The organism is Atopobium sp. oral taxon 199 str. F0494, from assembly GCF_000411555.1.
Taxonomy (GTDB): domain Bacteria; phylum Actinomycetota; class Coriobacteriia; order Coriobacteriales; family Atopobiaceae; genus Lancefieldella.
The window spans coordinates 595,394-612,402 of sequence record NZ_KE150486.1; the positions used below are offsets into that span (position 1 = coordinate 595,394).

Here is a 17,009-nt window from a genome sequence, read left to right on the forward strand (position 1 = left end):
AGGGCTGCTTTGCGGCCCTTTTCACGTTTTTCTACACTTTTACCTACGCTCGGCAACGAAAAGATTGTCGTAATTCCTGATATCATCAGCACGGCAGAAAACGACGTCTATACTGATAAGACTTTGGCATATCAATTTGATTTGATTCGGAGATTTCATGTGGTTTGAGTTTTGGTTTGCCGTCCTTGCGCTCTGCTCATTGCTTTACCTTCCCGGCACACTCTTTCTCAAAGCATCCCGTATGCCTATCAGCTGGACACTACCTACAGCTCCTCTTGTCAGCTGCGGCCTTATCTTTATCACCGGAGAGGTTTTCAGCGCTTTGCATATTCCGGCGTACCTCCCACTCATGCTGGGTATCCCTTTATTTGTTGCAGGCATCGCCTATATTGCCGCAAGAATCAACTCAAAGAAGCGCGGTGCAAAGAGTAGTACAAACAGCACCGCAAACAACAGCGCCAATGATACTGTCTTTGCCTGTGACCCTCTCGACTGGAAAATCCTTCTTATGTATGTGGCTGTCGGCGTTGTAACAACAACATTGCTTTACGTCACTTCCCTTTCAAATGCCGGATCCTTCGTGCAGGGCTGGGACATTACGCGCCATTTGGATGTCACCCAAGCTATGATTGATTCCCAACGCTACTCTTCTATCAGCTATGATTTTTACAGTACCTCTGACACCGCCATCATCCCCTGGCAGCCCGGACCTTTAGGGTTTTATCCGTGCGGATGGAATATCCTGACGGCACTGGTAACGCAGCTTATACACACTGACGTGACCATTGCCGGAAATGCTCTGAACTTTGTGGGAGCAGCTATTCTTCTGCCGCTTTCGATGACGACTTTCATTGCAAAGACGTTTCCCCGCAATCGCAGCGCACTTCTCGCCGGCGCCTTTGTCACAGGCGCGTTTGCCGTCTTTCCGTGGGCGCTTCTTATCTACGGACCTATCTATCCAAACACCCTTGCCTTCTGCACCATGCCGAGCATCTTTTGGGTTTTTATGCAGATGACTCGCTCAAAAACGCCCAAACACGAACTTGTGTGGCTTGTCGTCACCTTCCTTTTGGGCGGCATCAGTCTTACTGTCCTGCACGCCTCCACCATTTTTTCAAGCATTATCATCCTCTTGCCCTGGTGTCTCGCCCGTATCGGACAGTCAAAACGACACGTTACCCTTTTTGGCAAGCAACTCAATCCACGGACGCTTGTTTCTGTGTTTTTTGCTGCCATCGTGCTTATCTGGGTCGTACTCTACTTTGCAGTTGTAAAACGCGGCGTCGCCCTCAATTTCTGGTGGAATTCCTATTCCGACCCTCTGAACGCACTTATCCATGCCATAGGCCTCGACTATATTGGAGAATCCTACGCAGGAGGCGAGCTCGTTTCTATGCAGCCGGCACTTACCCTTGTGGTCTTTATCGGCATCGTTTGGACGTTTACCAACAAGCGTGGACGCTGGCTCTCTGTTTCCTTCTTTTATGTTTCACTACTTTGCGCTTTTATCATTACCTTTGATTTTCCCGTCAAAGGCCTTCTTTCGGGCTTTTGGTACACCGATCCCTTCCGTATCGCGGCAAGCGCAGCTCTTACCGCCATACCACTTGCTGCGGTCGGCCTCGGAACACTTGCATGCGCCGCCTTTGACCAACTTTGCCGTATCGATACGCTGCTTAAGCGCCCATTTTGGAAATATGCCGTCGGAGCCTCGGTTGTTACTGTCTTTGTTTTGAGCAACTGCCTCATTGCAATGCCTTCCTCAAAGCACGCGCAGCCGACTAACGCGTTTGCCGCCTACAAAGCTGGAGCTGAAGCCTCATATGGCGACAAAGAGCCGCTTACCGACCGTGAGCGAGACTTTTTACGCCGCGTTGAGAACATTATTCCGCGCGGCGCGCGCGTGGCAAATATCCCCTATGACGGAAGCCTTTGGGCTTACGCTACCAACAATGTGCATGTCATCTGGCGTTTTCCAACCGGCTACGACGACTCAGAGAGACCAGCGTCAGCAATCCTGAGAAAGCGTCTGAAGTATATCGCTTCTGATGAAGAAGTTCGTAATACCGCCAAAGAGCTTGACATTCACTATATCCTGATACTTGAAAATCCCAAGAGTCCCGGTGTAATCGGAGATAACTACAAGCTTGGTACATTCCGGGGAATCTCAGAGATAAACGACGAGACGCCCGGTCTTGAGACTGTACTTTCCGAGGGTAATATGCGCCTGTATAAGATTACTCTGTACTAAGGCGAAAGCACATAAAAACGCCGCCCTTACGGGCGGCGTTTCACTGGTTGCGTATCACAAGAGAAGAATAGCTCTCCTCTGCTACCTCACAGAGTCCGTTTTGAGGCACTGCCTATTGCGCATTGCTTCTTCTGAGATAGACTCCTGCACCAAGAAGGATACATGCTCCAAGAGCAAGCGGGATAACCACGCCTGAAAGGCTCGTATCTCCCATGTCAGGAACTTTACGGGGCCGATCTTTCTTGGGCTTTGGTGTATCCTGAGGCGTCTCGGTATTTGTTACGGTAAAACCGTCAGTAGCGCTTCCCTCTACTTTTGAGGTATAGCCAGAGACCTCGTCTTCCGTTACCGTATAGGCGATTTCATGGCCGTCAGCGGCATTCTTCTCGAGAGCATCAAACGTACCAGACCAACCATTTGTTTCAGAAAGCGTCAGTGTCTTACCGGTATCCTGGCCGTCGGCCAACAAATGGATGGTAACGGACGAACCCTTCTTTCCTATCCACACTTTTTTGACAGAGATATGGGTGGTCTCAGGGGTCGGTTTAATGGTGTTGGTAAGGGTAATCTCAGTAGACGTGGAGCTTATCACCTTGGTTTCAGTCGTCTGCATCCAGCCTTCAGGCACGTCCTCTTCAATCGTTGCCTCAGCGTCCATTGGAAGACCGGTAAACGTATGTGTCCAATTGTTCGCGGCACTCAGCGTAACGCTTTCAGTACGCTGGCCATTGACAACGAGCCACACTGTCAGCGATTCAGGAACAGTAGCCGAAGGGCTTGGGGTGGTATTCCATACTTTTTTGACAGTCAGCTGCTTAGCCTCGGTCACAGGATTGCCTAAAGTAACTTCACCGTTTGAGCCGATACCACCACCGCGAGCCGCGGAGTTGTCGCTTATGGTCAGCTTGGCTTTGGCATGTGCGAGAGCGATGCCTGTAGCCGAGGGAGACGCTTTCAGAGCCCAAGACTCCGTACTATCATGCACGTCTTTGACAGCCTCGCCACCAGCATCGGCACGAGGTGCATCAGGATCAGGTTCACCGAGAACGTGAGGTGTCAGGATACCGCCATCCTTATGCCAGTTATAAGATCCTCCGCCAAGCATGCGCTCCGCGATGTTGGTCTTGGCACCGTTGTTCTGCATGCGAACAGCAGCGATATCATCGCCAGCACCAGCCGCGGTATTACCATATACGGCCGAGCCTTCATTAACCGAGAAGGACGCCTCTCCCGTGGGACAAAACCATGCGCCTCCGCCGATAACGGAAGCGGTATTGGAGGTAACTTCAGCATTGTAGGCAGTCAGCGAATAGGGCACGGAACCCACATATGCTCCGCCGCCTTGACGGTCTGCTTTGTTGCCGATAATTTCTCCAGCATTCAACACCACGTTATGAGATGCCGAGTAGACCGCGCCGCCACAGCCTGCGTCACTGGTGATATCGGTACCGGTTGCGGTATTATTCTTCAGGGAGCCGCCGTTCATAGTAAAGGAAGCGGGATAGAAATCAGGCCAGTCCTTGTAGTTAATGTCGTAATACTGGCCGGCCGCCTCCGAGTAGGGCTTCTTACCAAAATAGTCGGTAAACATGTCAAAGGTTGCCACTGCGCCGCCCATGCCGGTTGCGATGTTATTGGAGATGCTTCCGTCATTGAGCGTAAAGTTGCCGCCGCACTGAACGTAAACGCCGCCTCCTCCACCACTTATAAAGCTGCCATCAGCTGCTACAACACCGGTAGCTTTATTGTTGTCAATGGAGCCGCCGTTCATGGTGAAATATGCTTTGGAATGAAAATCGGCATACTGAGGGCTACCACCATAGACGTATACGCCGCCTCCGAAGGGTGCTTTATTTCCTGTAATGGCGCCACCGGTCATGGTAAATGACGAGGTAACACCCTTATTGCTGTGGTCGAGCGCCAGTACCATAACGCCACCAGCCGTCTGAATCTGCTGGCCACCATCACCGCCCGTGATAGTGCCACCCGTCATCGTAAAGCTGGACTGACTAACCAAAACGCTACCGGAAAACTGATTTTTAATCGCAGTGTTCTCAATAGTTCCGCCGTTCATGGTACCTGTTGCGCCCTTATCAAGGTGTACGGCGCCGTTATTGGAGTACACAAGCTCCGTGTTGGAAATCGTACCGCCATTCATGGTAAAAGTAGCAGAAGAACCGTATACATACACGCCACCGGCAGGAGAAGAGGCACTCGAGCCATTCTTCATGACACCATTTTCAAGCGTCAAGGCTCCCGCGCACGTTACGTAGTAGGCTTTGCTTGCACCATCAAAGGTAACATCCCCGTCGATGGTAAGCGCTGCGGTCGCCTCAACCGACATGAGATAGCTTATTGAGGGACTCGCCGCTACAAGACTTGCTGAAGCTCCGTTTGTCGTTAATCTCACGTCTTTCCCAGCAGGAACGGTAATAGTTTCGGACACCGTAATATCTCCGGAAAGAACAATGTCGGTTTTTTGTCCCGCGGGAGCAGCGGCGATAGCATCCTTTAACTCCTGTTCCGTTGAAACAGTTGCTTGAGCGGGCGCACGAAGAAGCGATGTCGCCTGCGCTGCCTCAGGACTCACAGGCGCTTCGGAGCCCGCGGGCGCCTTAGAACTCGCATCTGTCTCAGGCGTTTTGTATGTCTTTTCCTCTGAGATTACTTCCTTTGCCGCAGCATCTGTCGATGTCTCTTCTGATACGGCATCCTCTTGTCGCTCATTGGTAGATGTCTGAGTTATAGGAGAGTCAATCTCTTGAGCTTGAGCCCGCGGCATGCCACCTAAAAATGACAGGCTGACTGCCAGAAACAAACTTAAGATCAAAGACCCTGTCTTCTTCATACGCCACCTTCTCTTACTGCTTGTTTTTACGCGATATAGTTTCTGTTACAGAATTAATTGTATAAAATATATCTGCTAAAGCTACGGAAAAATGAAAAGAAAAACGGCCTGCGGCACATTTCAACGGCGCACCGCAACATGCCTTACATGTTCAAAGCGCAAATCAACGCCGTGTATTCTCATCCATTCCTGCATCTGAAGCGTTCAGTGTACTTGCAGAGTCTGCGACGTCCGAAGGTTCTTTCTGCCATGCTTTAAGCTCGTCAAAGATACTCTCGGCAAGCGCTTTTGATATACCTTTGACGTGAGCAATCTCATCTGCCGATGCAGCTTTGAGCCTTTTGAATGAACCAAAATAGCGCATGATATCTCGTTTGCGCTTAGGCCCTACACCAGGAATCTCATCAAGGATTGAAACTGTCATGGCCTTGTCGCGAAGTTCACGATGAAACGTGATGGCAAAGCGGTGAGACTCATCGCGCACCTGCTTGATTAAGTAAAGTGACGCGGAACCGGACGGCAGCACAATAGGCGTTTCATCCCACGGCACAAAGACCTCTTCGTCGGACTTAGCAAGACCGCACACCGGAATATCCAGCCCAAGCTCCGCAAGTTGGTTCAAGGCGGCTGTCAGCTGGGGCTTTCCTCCGTCTACCACCAATAAATCAGGACGAGAACCGAAACGTGTATCAGCCATGCGCTCAGGACTGTACCGACGGCCAAGCACCTCTGACATAGAAACAAAATCATTCGCTTCATCAAGCTCAGCGTGAATCTTAAACCGCCGATACTGCGATTTATCAGGGCGTCCGTTGGTAAAGACCACCATAGACGCAACCGTAAAAGAGCCATGCAGCGTAGAGATATCAAAGCACTCTATACGCAGGGGCGGCGCGTCAAGCGCCAGAGCCGACTCAAGTTGCAGCAACGCTTGATTGGTACGGTCATCAGAATAACCTGTTCGAATCATATGACGCATGAGGGCGTGTCGCGCGTTTTTAGAGGCCATCTCAAGCAGACGGTGTTTCTCACCACGCTGTGGAAGATGCAAGTTGCAGCTGTGCCCGCGTTTACGAGACAGCCACTCCGAAATGAGCGCCGCGTCAGAGAGTTCAACAGGCACATCAACCTCTGAGGGAATGTCTGCGGTCTCGTCATAGTAGCGCTTGACAAAACCGGAAACCAGCTCATCTTCAGAAACATCAAGCCCTTTGTCCAAAATGAACTCAACTGAGCGGATCGTACGGCCTTCGCGAACCACAAAGACACAAGCAGCGGAAATGGTTTCTTCGCGATAAAAACCGATAAGATCAAGGTTGACCGAAACCGGAAACGTCACCTGCTGGCGGTCGTCAAGGGCGCTCAGCGCATCAAGACGCCCCTTGAGGCGCGCTGCTCTCTCAAAATCAAGCTCGGCGGCCGCTTCCTGCATTTGGTTTTGCACCTCAGACACAATCTCGGACCGATTGCCACGCAAAAAGCTCTCTACCTGCCGCACATGCTTGCCGTATTCTGCCGTTGAGATAGCTCCCACGCACACCCCCGGTCCGCGGCCCACATGATAGTCAAAGCACGGTCTCCCCTTTTCCGCAAAAATCATATTGGCCACAGACGCTTCGTCGGGATGCTTTTCAAGCTCACGACGGCATTTCTTCCATTCCACACAGCCGGCCGCGCAGATAGGGACTACTTTGCGCAGGGTATCGATGGTCTGGCGGGCGGCATAAGAATCCGTATACGGGCCAAAATAGCGCGTACCCTTCTTGTGTTTTTCGCGCGTGTACTTAATGGCGGGAAAAGCGTCCGTTTCAGTAATAGCGATGAAGGGATAGCTTTTATCGTCCTTAAAGTCAACGTTAAAGTAGGGACGGTACTGGGCGATAAGGTTCCTCTCCAGCACCAGTGCTTCATGCTCGTTTTCTACGACGATATAGTCAAAACTTCGTACCACCTGCATCATCAGGGGAATCTTCGCTCTATCATCTTGAAGCGTCACATATTGGCGCATGCGATTGCGCAGGTTTTTAGCCTTTCCAACGTAAATAACCTTATTAGAGCCGTCTTTCCACAGATAGCAACCGGGGCTTGTCGGCACCTGATTAACCTGTTCTCGCAGAGAAACCAGGCTGTCAAAATCTTTATGGCGCGACATGTCCGCCATTTAGCGCCTCAGTCGTCCAAGCAGCGAACGGATAGCCGCCGCTTCGGGGAATCTGAATGCTACGGCTAAACCATAGGTCACCAAGACAGCTGGAATACCAGCGGCGACGCAGTTCATAAGACCTCGCATTGGAGAGCCAATAGCAGGGCCGATAGCTATCTCGAGCACGCGCATGATAAGAACGGCTACACCCGAGCCAAGAAGCCCAAGACCCAAAGAACGTACAAAGGAGAACATCATGGACTTGAATCCGATATGTCCCAATTTTCTCCACAAATCCACAAACATGACTGCATCGACCACAACGTTAAAAATCATCGATGTTGCCGCAACAAAGCCAAGTCCAACATAGGGTGTTGTCACGAGAAGAATAATTACCTGCACGACAGAGCCAAGCGTCGCCGCGACAGCATAGAGCACCATATGACGCATGGCTGAGCAGACTTTCTGCAGGTACATGCCAACGCCATAGAGTGGCAGCGCCAACGAAAGGCCGCTGAGGAACTCGGCAGTCAACAGAATATCGTTTGTTTCAAACCTGCCTGACGAAATAATCGAGACCAACGGCACCGAAAACACTATCAAGTAGAGCATGAACGGCACCGTAAACAAGAGAATCTGGCAGACGCCCTGGGTTAAGTCACGCTTAAACGCCGCGATATCCTCTTTTGCCCAGCTTTCTGAGAGCTCCGTGAATAACGCCGTGGTAACCGGCACCGTCAAAATGGCATAGGGCAGGGTGTACCAAAGACGGGCATAGGTTGCAATGGCGCTTCCAGCTACGCTGATTGAAAGCTGCGAAGAATTCTGAACCGATACCGTCACGAAGTTAGCAACGACAACGATAAGGGCAGGGGCACCAATCTTGAGCGTATCTTTTAGCGCGGGGTCGTGGAAGTCGATATGAGGCCTCAGCTTGATGCCGTTTCTCTTAAGAGAGGGAATCTGTACCAATACCTGCACCAATACGCCAAGCGGATTTCCCAGAGCCAAAATCAAAAGACCAAGACCCGGATGAGAGCCAGCTAACGCCGCATAGGCAAGAAAAGACACCGTCGTCACAAAGTTATTGAAAATAGGGGCCGCCATCGGCCAAAAGTAGCTGCGCTCCGCATTGAGTACCCCGGAAAAGATGGTAGAGAAGCAATAGAGGACCACTTCGATGGCAAAGAAACGGAAGAAGTAGACAGCCAGCTCAGAGTCGAAGTCGGCACGCGCCGAGAAGGACTGCGTATAGATAACCTGACCCGCAAAAATGAAGCCTAAAACGGACACGAGCAGCGTAATCATGACCACAATTGAAAGCAGATTGGACGTATAGGCATTGGCCTCCGCGCTGCCGACTTTCTTTTTCAAAGACATATAGACGGGCAAAAATGCAGTGGTCAGCATGCCGGCGCCCACAAGTTCGTATAACTGGTCGGGCAGTATGTTGGCAACGGAGTAGCAACTTGCCAAAACCGTAGCACCCATAGCCAGAGCCTGTGCCCAGGTACGCATGAAACCGGTTAAACGACTGATAATAACCAGCACACTCATCATGGAAGCCGAGCGACTCACCTGCTTTTGTCGCTCTTCAGGCAGAAGGCCCGGTTCCTCTTCAAGCGTCTCTTGCGACACCGTAGCGAGAACGTCCTCGCGCTCCAGAAATTCATTCTGCTCCGCGGTAATCTCGCGCATGTGTTTTGGCTGATAACTCACGACCTCGCCTCTCGAACGATATCGGCAAATGTTGCTTTAATACACGATGCTAGTGCAATCGGCGAAACGGTGATGCCGAGACCCTTGCGACCGCCGGACACATTAATCACATCAAACAACTGAGCGGTCTCATCAATGAGCGTGGGAAACTGCTTCTTCATACCGATTGGCGTGCAGCCTCCCCGAACATACCCCGTAACGGCCTCAAGATCTTTGACCGGCAGCATCGAAAGACTTTTTTTACCCGCCGCAGAAGCAGCCTTTTTCAAGTTAAGTTCTTGCGCGACAGGCACGCAGCACACCACATACTCACCGGCAGGCGCTTCGCATACAAGCGTTTTAAACGAGGCATCTTTATTCTCGCCAAGCGATTCCGCAATACGCACGCCCAACTCACCTGAAGGAATGCTGTCATCGACATCGTATCGGTGCGCTTCAAACGAAACACCAGCGGCTTCGAGTTCACGCATGGCGTTCGTCTTTTGGATTGTCTGAGCCTTCTCACGCCTGGTCATATCAGCATCACTCCTGAGCCTGGCGCTTGCGATCCCGCTCAAGGATGGGAGCGAGAAACGCGCCGGTGTAGGACTCTGGTATCTGAGCCACCTGTTCAGGCGTGCCGTAGGCAACTACAGTTCCTCCTCCGTCTCCCCCTTCGGGGCCCATGTCGATAATACGGTCCGCCATCTTAATAACATCAAGGTTATGCTCAATGACCAGTACCGTATTGCCGGCGTCCACAAGGCGCTCCAGCACATCAACCAGCTGGCGGACGTCTTCAAAATGAAGGCCTGTAGTAGGCTCGTCCAAAATATAGAGCGTCTTGCCCGTCTGTGTACGGTGCAGTTCCTTTGCCAGTTTCACGCGCTGAGCTTCGCCGCCGGAAAGCGTGGTAGCCGGCTGACCCAAATGAATGTAGCCAAGGCCTACATCGTGCAGCGTCTGAAGTTTGTTTTTGATGCGTGGAATGTTGGCGAAAAACGCAAGCGCCTCATGAACCGTCATGTCAAGCACATCGGAAACGGACTTGCCGTGATATAGAATCTCCAGGGTCTCGCGGTTGTAGCGCTTACCGTGGCAGACCTCGCAGGGCACATAGATGTCCGGCAGAAAGTTCATTTCTATCTTGATTTGACCGTCGCCTTTGCAGGCTTCACAGCGTCCCCCCGGCACGTTGAATGAGAAGCGTCCTGCCGAGTATCCGCGGGCGCGAGATTCGGGAACAGAGGCGTAAAGGGCACGCAAGTCATCCCATAGGCCAATATAGGTTGCGGGATTGGACCGCGGTGTGCGGCCGATAGGGCTTTGATCGATGTCAATGACTTTGTCGATACGGTCAATGCCCGAAAGCTTCCTGTACTCCCCGACGGCTCGCTTAGAATGATGAACGGCATTGGTCAGCGCAGGGGCGAGAGTATCGGTCACCAGCGAAGACTTACCTGAACCGGAAACTCCTGTCACGAGAGTCAGCGTGCCTATCTCTATTTTGGCGCTCACGTCTTTGAGATTGTTTGCCGATGCTCCCGTAATTGCGAGGGCGCCTCGTCCCGGCTTGCGACGCTTTTCCGGCAATCTGATTTGGCGCCGACCAGTAAGATACGCGCCTGTAATGGAATCAGGATTTTCAACAATCTCTTCCGGCGTACCGGCAGCAACTACCTTACCTCCCAGCTCGCCCGCTCCAGGTCCCATGTCAACCACATAGTCCGCCGCGCGGATCGTATCTTCGTCATGCTCCACCACCAATACGGTATTACCGCGGTCACGAAGCTGTTTCAGCGTTTCTATCAAGCGATTGTTGTCGCGCTGGTGAAGGCCGATGGAAGGCTCGTCCAAGATGTACAACACACCCATAAGACCAGCACCTATCTGTGTCGCCAGGCGAATGCGTTGCGCTTCGCCACCGGAAAGCGTAGCTGCAGCACGAGAAAGCGTCAGGTAATCAAGGCCGACATTCACAAGAAATTGCAAGCGAGCCACAATCTCTTTCACAATGGGGCCTGCGATAAAATGCTGCCGTTCCGTAAGCGTTAAAGCTTTGAAGAACCGCAAGCTTTCTCGGCATGACATCTCCGTAACTTCCCAGATGTTCTTCTCGCCAACGGTAACCGCCAAAATTTCAGGCTTTAAGCGCGCGCCGTGGCATGTGGAGCATGGCATCTCACGAATGTAGTGATCAAGATGGGTCTTCATTGTTTCTGAGGTCGTATCTTGATACTTGTCAAACAGTATCTTGCGCACGCCTGCAAACGTGGTGAACCAGTGGGTATTGCGGCCGTCGCGCGTAACGTAATCAACGCGGATTTTAGTTGCTCCTAAGCCGCCAAGCAGCGCGTCTTGCACACGCTTTGGCAACTTCTCCCACGGCGTTTTGTCAGAAACTCCCAAGTGAGCGCAGACAGCGGAAAGAATCTGCGGATAGTAGTTGGAATGACCAAAAATGCTGCCGAAAACACCTTCGGAAACGGAAAGTTTGGGGTCGGTGATAAGGGCAGCCGCATCGATAATCTTGCGAATGCCCAATCCGTCGCAATCAGGGCACGCGCCATATGGAGCGTTAAATGAGAAATCACGCGGCTGCAGGTCGTCCATAGAGTACCCATGGATAGGGCACGCCAGTGCCAGCGAGTACTGCAAAAGCTCATCAGGCATATGCTCCGGATCATTGCGATCCGCAAGAAGAAATACGCCTACTTTGCCTTGGGCGAGCTTAGTAGCCTGCTCAACCGCTTCAACCACGCGTCCCAGCGAATCGGCCCTGATGACAATACGATCCACCACAACTTCAATGGTGTGTTTGAGAGTCTTACCCAGCTTGATCTCTTCTCCATCAAGCTCACGTACCTCTCCATCCACGCGCACGCGGGAAAATCCTTCACGCCTCAGATCTTCAAACAGCTTGGTATATTCGCCCTTGCGGCCCAAGACAACAGGAGCCAAAACCAACGCACGGCGACCCTTCCCCGCCTCAAGAATCTTGTCGGCTACCTGATCGGTAGTTTGACGCTCAATCACACGACCGCACTCAGGGCAATGCGGAATGCCGATACGAGCGTATAAAAGTCGCAGGTAATCGTAGATTTCAGTAACTGTACCGACCGTTGAGCGAGGATTTCTGCTGGTAGTTTTTTGGTCAATGGAAACAGCAGGAGAAAGACCGTCAATAGAATCCAGATCGGGCTTATCCATTTGACCTAAAAATTGGCGTGCATAGCTTGAAAGCGATTCGACATAGCGACGCTGACCCTCGGCATAGATGGTATCAAACGCAAGACTTGACTTTCCCGATCCCGAAAGACCGGTAATAACTACCAGCTTATCGCGGGGAATATCAATATCCACATCCGCAAGATTATGCTCGCGCGCACCACGAATCGCAATTTTGTTTGACGCCATACTTCCTCACCTGGTATATCAGTGCCGGCAGAGCAGTCTCTGCCGGCCAACTTTTCCTAGCCTTTTAGTTTACCCAAGCAAGGACTTTCTACGTAGTGCAACAGCTTATTTTAGGTATTTTTTGAGACTTCTCCATGAAGCTCACTGTTCTGATGGGTAAACAGGAAAGTAGTTTGGGATCATCTCGCGTATCGTCCGGTATGACCAGGGAGTTTGTCCGTAAAAGCAGCTCATGCCGTCAAGACATATCCGCGCTTCTTCCTTTGCAGCGTCCGTACCAGAAATTGACGCGAGCTTCTTGAGCGCCGGTACGGAATCAGGACCAAGCTCATACAGATACTCCACATCAATCTGCCTGAGAGAGCCTCCAAGGTAGCCGTCAACATTAAACGCGGCGATACGAGCGGCAGGATTGCTGAGAGCAAACACCAGCCAAATGACAGACAGACAGAAAACGCCCAGCTTAAAGACGGGTACATTCGGCTTGTGTATACGCACGGCCGCAATGATCACAAGCGCTAAAATCGCAACCATGCCCATATAGGTCATAGCACGCAGCATTGAAAGACCAAACTCTACGGTATACAGGGTCATTCTCTGCGCGGCAGATACCAGCATCACAAGGGTCATGGCGAGAAGGACGTAGAGTAAAGTCGAGCTTATCGCTGTACGTTCTTCCCGTTTTCTTACTGCAAGCGCAAGCAGCGTCAGGGCAAGATTGATTGCCGTCACAACGACAAGCTCAAAGAAACCCGATCGCGCATACTGTGCGTAGCCTCCGTGTAGGGCACTCGCCTCAACACCGCCAAAAAGATAGGTGATTTGAACGAAAACAAAGAGTGCGTATACCGCATCAATCAGAACGAGCGTCGTCGCGATAAGCACGTTTGATACCTGCGGTTTATTGAGCTTCTCGCCTAGCGCACAGTCTTTGCCAAGCGCATGTATAACGGCATAGAGCAGTGAAAACGTAATCGAAACAATGACGGCAATTCGTATGATTCGCACAAGCCATACGCCGCCACTCTCCAGATTCCAGTCAAAAAACGTATCAACTATGCGGGCAAAAACCTCATCAGCCGAGAAGAGCAGTGGTAACACCACAAGAAGAATGCAGCCCGCAAGAGCTATGCCTATGATAATCGCCCGGGTACGCTCACTGGCAATCGGCTTCTTCCGCAATGCGCGATACGCCATCCCAGCATGGGCAAACTGATGTCTGCAAAAGAAGCTGACAGAAGCAATCCAGCCGTGCATGGTTAAAACGATACGCTCCGAACATCCGCTGATCAGTAAAAAATCGAGCATATAAAGCATAAGCAACACGAGGGCGTTTGCCGAGCGAAGGTCATGATTTGCGCTGATGGACGGAACGATTGCAGCAAGCGCCGTTGCTGCCAGAAGTATTCTGGTAATCCGTCCCAGGCGCTTGAGGCCTCCCTGTAAAAAGACGAGTACTGCCAGCGTAGTAAGCATATAGAGGGTCAAGCCAACGCCGCCAATCGTAAAAAATTCCAATGAGAAACGAGCTGTTTCAAGGTTCCCGTCGGCGCAAAGCACCCACAGGACAGAAAGAAGCGTGGCCAAACCAATGCCCACCTGGTCTCGATGCGTCAGCGCAACGGACTGTTTTTTAGTAAAGCTCTCGCCAGGGTCTTGAGGAAGACCCTCGGGCGGTACGGGATATGACATGCTACATTCCTTTCGGACTACACGGTATCCGGTATGAATTCCAAAAGCTCGCCGGGCTGACAGTCAAGCTCACGGCAGATTGCCGCCAGTGTTGAGAAGCGAATAGCCTTTGCCTTTCCTGTTTTTAAGATTGAAAGGTTGGCAAGGGTCACGCCCACGCGTTCGGACAGCTCGGTCAGGCTCATTTTGCGTTTCGCAAGAACGACATCCAGATTGACTGCAATCGAATCCATCTAAATCACCAGGTCATTCTCATCCTTCAAGGATGACGCTCTGGTAGTGAACAGGGAAAGCGCCGCGGCAATAACGGTCAGAGAGATTGCAAAAATGAGCGCTACGGAAAGAGATGCGACAACAGAAAAGGCCACAGGTGAAACTGCCACGAGATACGCCACCAACAACACAAGCCACAAGAGCGTGTCTGCCGCGGCGAAATAACTCATCAAGCGAAGCAGATAGGCGTTCTCCTTGGAAAAAAGTTCGCCTTGTGCAATACGCGAGAAAAGCCTCCATGAGGTGAGCGCGACTGCTAAAAGCGGAAGAATGCCCAGTGCAAACGCCGGCGTTGCGCCGAGAGGTAAACGGTTTCCCTGTTCAAGCTGAGGAATAACCACAACAGCAACAACTATGCAGGCGACAGCGGCGGCCGCATTCACTAGCTTCAATATCAGCGATGTTTCTCGATACGTCATATAACCTCCCACAATCGCAATCTCTCGTATCATCATGATAGCTAATTCATATCGAATTTCAATATCAATTTATTGTTTTTCAATAAATTTTAAAGTTCTTGTGGGAGCTTTGGAGAGCTTGGGTAGAATAGACTTCAACACCAACGCCTGTTACGCATTTGTTTTTACACCCAAGGAGAGAGTATGCCTGACATAGCGATTGACAAAGAAGCCCTGAGACGCGAGGTTGATGAGGCCCTTCACGGACAGAAAAAGGAGCCGAGCGCTCCTGCCGGTTTCAGGCTCAATGCCAATTCTGAAATACAGCACGTCATCGGAGTAGTTTCAGGTAAAGGCGGCGTAGGTAAATCTTTGGTAACCGGCATTCTGGCTACTAACCTCATGCGCGCTGGAAAACGGGTAGGCATCCTTGACGGCGACATCACCGGTCCTTCAATTCCCAAGATGTTTGGCTTGTCAGGGATTCACGCGCACGGTGAAGACGAACAACTCGTTCCCGTATCTGACGCAAGTGGCATCAAAATCATGAGCGCTAATTTGGTCTTGCAGAACGAGACCGACCCCGTCCTGTGGCGAGGGCCTGTAGTCGCCGGAGCAATCCAGCAGTTTTATGGACAGTGCAATTGGGGCAGCCTTGACTATCTGCTCATCGATATGCCTCCGGGAACCGGCGATGTAGCGCTTACCGTGTTTCAGTCGATTCCGGTTGAGGGTATCGTCATTGTGTCTTCTCCCCAGGATTTGGTGCAGATGGTGGTAGGCAAAGCCGTCAAGATGGCCGATATGATGGGTATCCGCGTGCTGGGCCTTGTCGAAAACATGGGCTATGTGCAGTGTCCACATTGCGACCAGAAGATCGAGCCGTTTGGTCCCAGTCGTCTTGAGGATACCGCTGCAGATTTTGGCATCCCCGCTCTTGGACAGCTGCCTATTGACCCTGTGTTCTCCAAGCTTTCCGATGAGGGGACGTTCAGCGCTCAGCTTCCCCACGACCTTATCCCCAACGCCACTGAGCGCGTGCTTGCCCTGGACCGGTAATGGCCACTCAACGCAAAAAACGCCTCTCTCGTACCGAGAAGAACGATGCGCTTCTGGAGCAGGCCGCCGCAGTTGCGCTGCCTTCCGTTGCCGACGTCGTTGTTGTAGGCGGAGGAGCTTCCGGCCTTACGGCAGCCATTACCGCGGCAGAAACCTTGCAAGACACGGGAAGCCCCGGTACCGTCATCGTTTTTGAGCAGGCCCTGACATGCGGACGCACCATCCTTGCGACCGGTGGAGGGCGCTGCAATTTTGCTAATACGGATTTGCGTCCTGAGTACTACCGCCATCCAAATTTCGTCCGCTCCGTTACAGACGGAACCTACTTGAAAGACATACTGTCATTTTTCCGCGAATGTGGGCTTGCTTGGGTCACCGAAGAAGAAGGGCGCCTGTATCCCGTTACCCGGCAAGCAGCGTCTGTACGAAGCGTACTTCTCGCCCGCACTCGTAAGGCCAAAGTCATATGCGCCTGCGCACGCAGGATTATCGACATCCAAAAAGATTCCGAAAAATTGAGCATTATATGGGAGGACTTGTTTGGCGCACAGAAGCACCACACACTCGTAGCGCGCACCGTCATCCTTGCAGGAGGAGGAGCCTCCGCTTCAACGTTTGCCCGCAAACTTGGCCTCGCAACGGTCCCCGAACGGCCAGGACTATGCGCGCTTACCTGTCTGCCTGAAATTCCCGTGCAGCTGGATGGCAAGCGCGCTCACGCCCGCGCCCTCCTGACGCGCGATGGTCATCTTGAAGCTTCTGAAACGGGCGAGATTCTTTTCAGGAGATTCGGCGTCTCGGGCATCATGGTGTTCAATATGTCGCGCAGCGCTCTGCCCGGCGATACGTTCACCCTTGATTTGCTTTCTGAAGTCGACCACGACAGTCTGCAGGCCGCCATTACTGCTCAAACCATCGACGGCGTCCTGGATCCCGACCTTGCCGAGTTTGCAGCTCCTCAATCATCCGTTCCCGCAAAAATTGCCGCCGCGCAGGCGCTTACTCTGACCGTCACCGGTGTTGCCCCAAGCGTTCCTGCGCAGGTCACGCTTGGCGGGCTTTCCGTCAAAGACTTTGACCGACACCTTGAGGCTTGCTCATGTCCCGGACTTTTTGCCTGCGGAGAGACGCTCGACATTGACGCTCCTTGTGGCGGCTTTAATCTTGCGTGGGCATGGAAGTCCGGCATGGTAGCAGGTACCTCTGCCGCGCGGCGCCTGCTGTAGGAAA

General features: G+C 52.0%; 11 protein-coding genes. 3 read left to right on the forward strand and 8 right to left on the reverse strand.

Annotated features, from left to right (window positions below; translation table 11 throughout):
* The first annotated feature begins 157 nt into the window (after positions 1-157).
* Positions 158-2,251, forward strand: a complete 2,094-nt coding sequence (locus HMPREF1527_RS02650; RefSeq protein ID WP_016477154.1) for a DUF6541 family protein — start codon at positions 158-160, stop codon at positions 2,249-2,251.
* Positions 2,252-2,363: 112 nt separating this feature from the next.
* On the opposite strand, the gene HMPREF1527_RS02655 is transcribed toward HMPREF1527_RS02650, so the two are convergent.
* The 8 genes from HMPREF1527_RS02655 to HMPREF1527_RS02690 form a co-directional block, all read right to left on the reverse strand.
* Positions 2,364-5,099 carry a Cna B-type domain-containing protein gene (locus tag HMPREF1527_RS02655; RefSeq protein WP_016477155.1) on the reverse strand — a complete coding sequence of 912 codons (2,736 nt, stop codon included), beginning with the start codon at positions 5,097-5,099 and terminating at the stop codon, positions 2,364-2,366.
* Between the two features lie 163 nt (positions 5,100-5,262).
* Complete coding sequence (gene uvrC, locus HMPREF1527_RS02660; protein WP_016477156.1) at positions 5,263-7,260, reverse strand: excinuclease ABC subunit UvrC; 1,998 nt, start codon at positions 7,258-7,260, stop codon at positions 5,263-5,265.
* Positions 7,261-8,961: a murein biosynthesis integral membrane protein MurJ gene (gene murJ, locus HMPREF1527_RS02665; protein ID WP_016477157.1), complete on the reverse strand. Its 1,701-nt coding sequence runs from the start codon at positions 8,959-8,961 to the stop codon at positions 7,261-7,263.
* Positions 8,958-9,476 (reverse strand): Cys-tRNA(Pro) deacylase, encoded by a 519-nt coding sequence (gene ybaK, locus HMPREF1527_RS02670; protein WP_016477158.1) that lies wholly within the window; start codon positions 9,474-9,476, stop codon positions 8,958-8,960. Before ybaK ends, murJ begins: the two co-directional genes overlap by 4 nt.
* A 7-nt stretch (positions 9,477-9,483) precedes the next feature.
* On the reverse strand, positions 9,484-12,357 hold the full coding sequence (gene uvrA / locus HMPREF1527_RS02675) for an excinuclease ABC subunit UvrA (protein ID WP_016477159.1): 2,874 nt from the start codon (positions 12,355-12,357) through the stop codon (positions 9,484-9,486).
* A gap of 141 nt (positions 12,358-12,498) precedes the next feature.
* On the reverse strand, positions 12,499-14,049 hold the full coding sequence (locus tag HMPREF1527_RS02680) for a DUF4153 domain-containing protein (protein ID WP_016477160.1): 1,551 nt from the start codon (positions 14,047-14,049) through the stop codon (positions 12,499-12,501).
* A 17-nt stretch (positions 14,050-14,066) separates the two neighbouring features.
* Positions 14,067-14,282: a helix-turn-helix transcriptional regulator gene (locus tag HMPREF1527_RS02685; protein ID WP_016477161.1), complete on the reverse strand. Its 216-nt coding sequence runs from the start codon at positions 14,280-14,282 to the stop codon at positions 14,067-14,069.
* Positions 14,283-14,741 (reverse strand): DUF2975 domain-containing protein, encoded by a 459-nt coding sequence (locus tag HMPREF1527_RS02690; protein WP_016477162.1) that lies wholly within the window; start codon positions 14,739-14,741, stop codon positions 14,283-14,285.
* Positions 14,742-14,924: 183 nt separating this feature from the next.
* Here HMPREF1527_RS02690 and HMPREF1527_RS02695 point away from each other — a divergent pair, with 183 nt between their 5' ends.
* On the forward strand, positions 14,925-15,779 hold the full coding sequence (locus HMPREF1527_RS02695) for an Mrp/NBP35 family ATP-binding protein (RefSeq protein WP_016477163.1): 855 nt from the start codon (positions 14,925-14,927) through the stop codon (positions 15,777-15,779).
* On the forward strand, positions 15,779-17,005 hold the full coding sequence (locus HMPREF1527_RS02700; RefSeq protein WP_016477164.1) for an NAD(P)/FAD-dependent oxidoreductase: 1,227 nt from the start codon (positions 15,779-15,781) through the stop codon (positions 17,003-17,005). Before HMPREF1527_RS02695 ends, HMPREF1527_RS02700 begins: the two co-directional genes overlap by 1 nt.
* Positions 17,006-17,009: the final 4 nt, after the last annotated feature.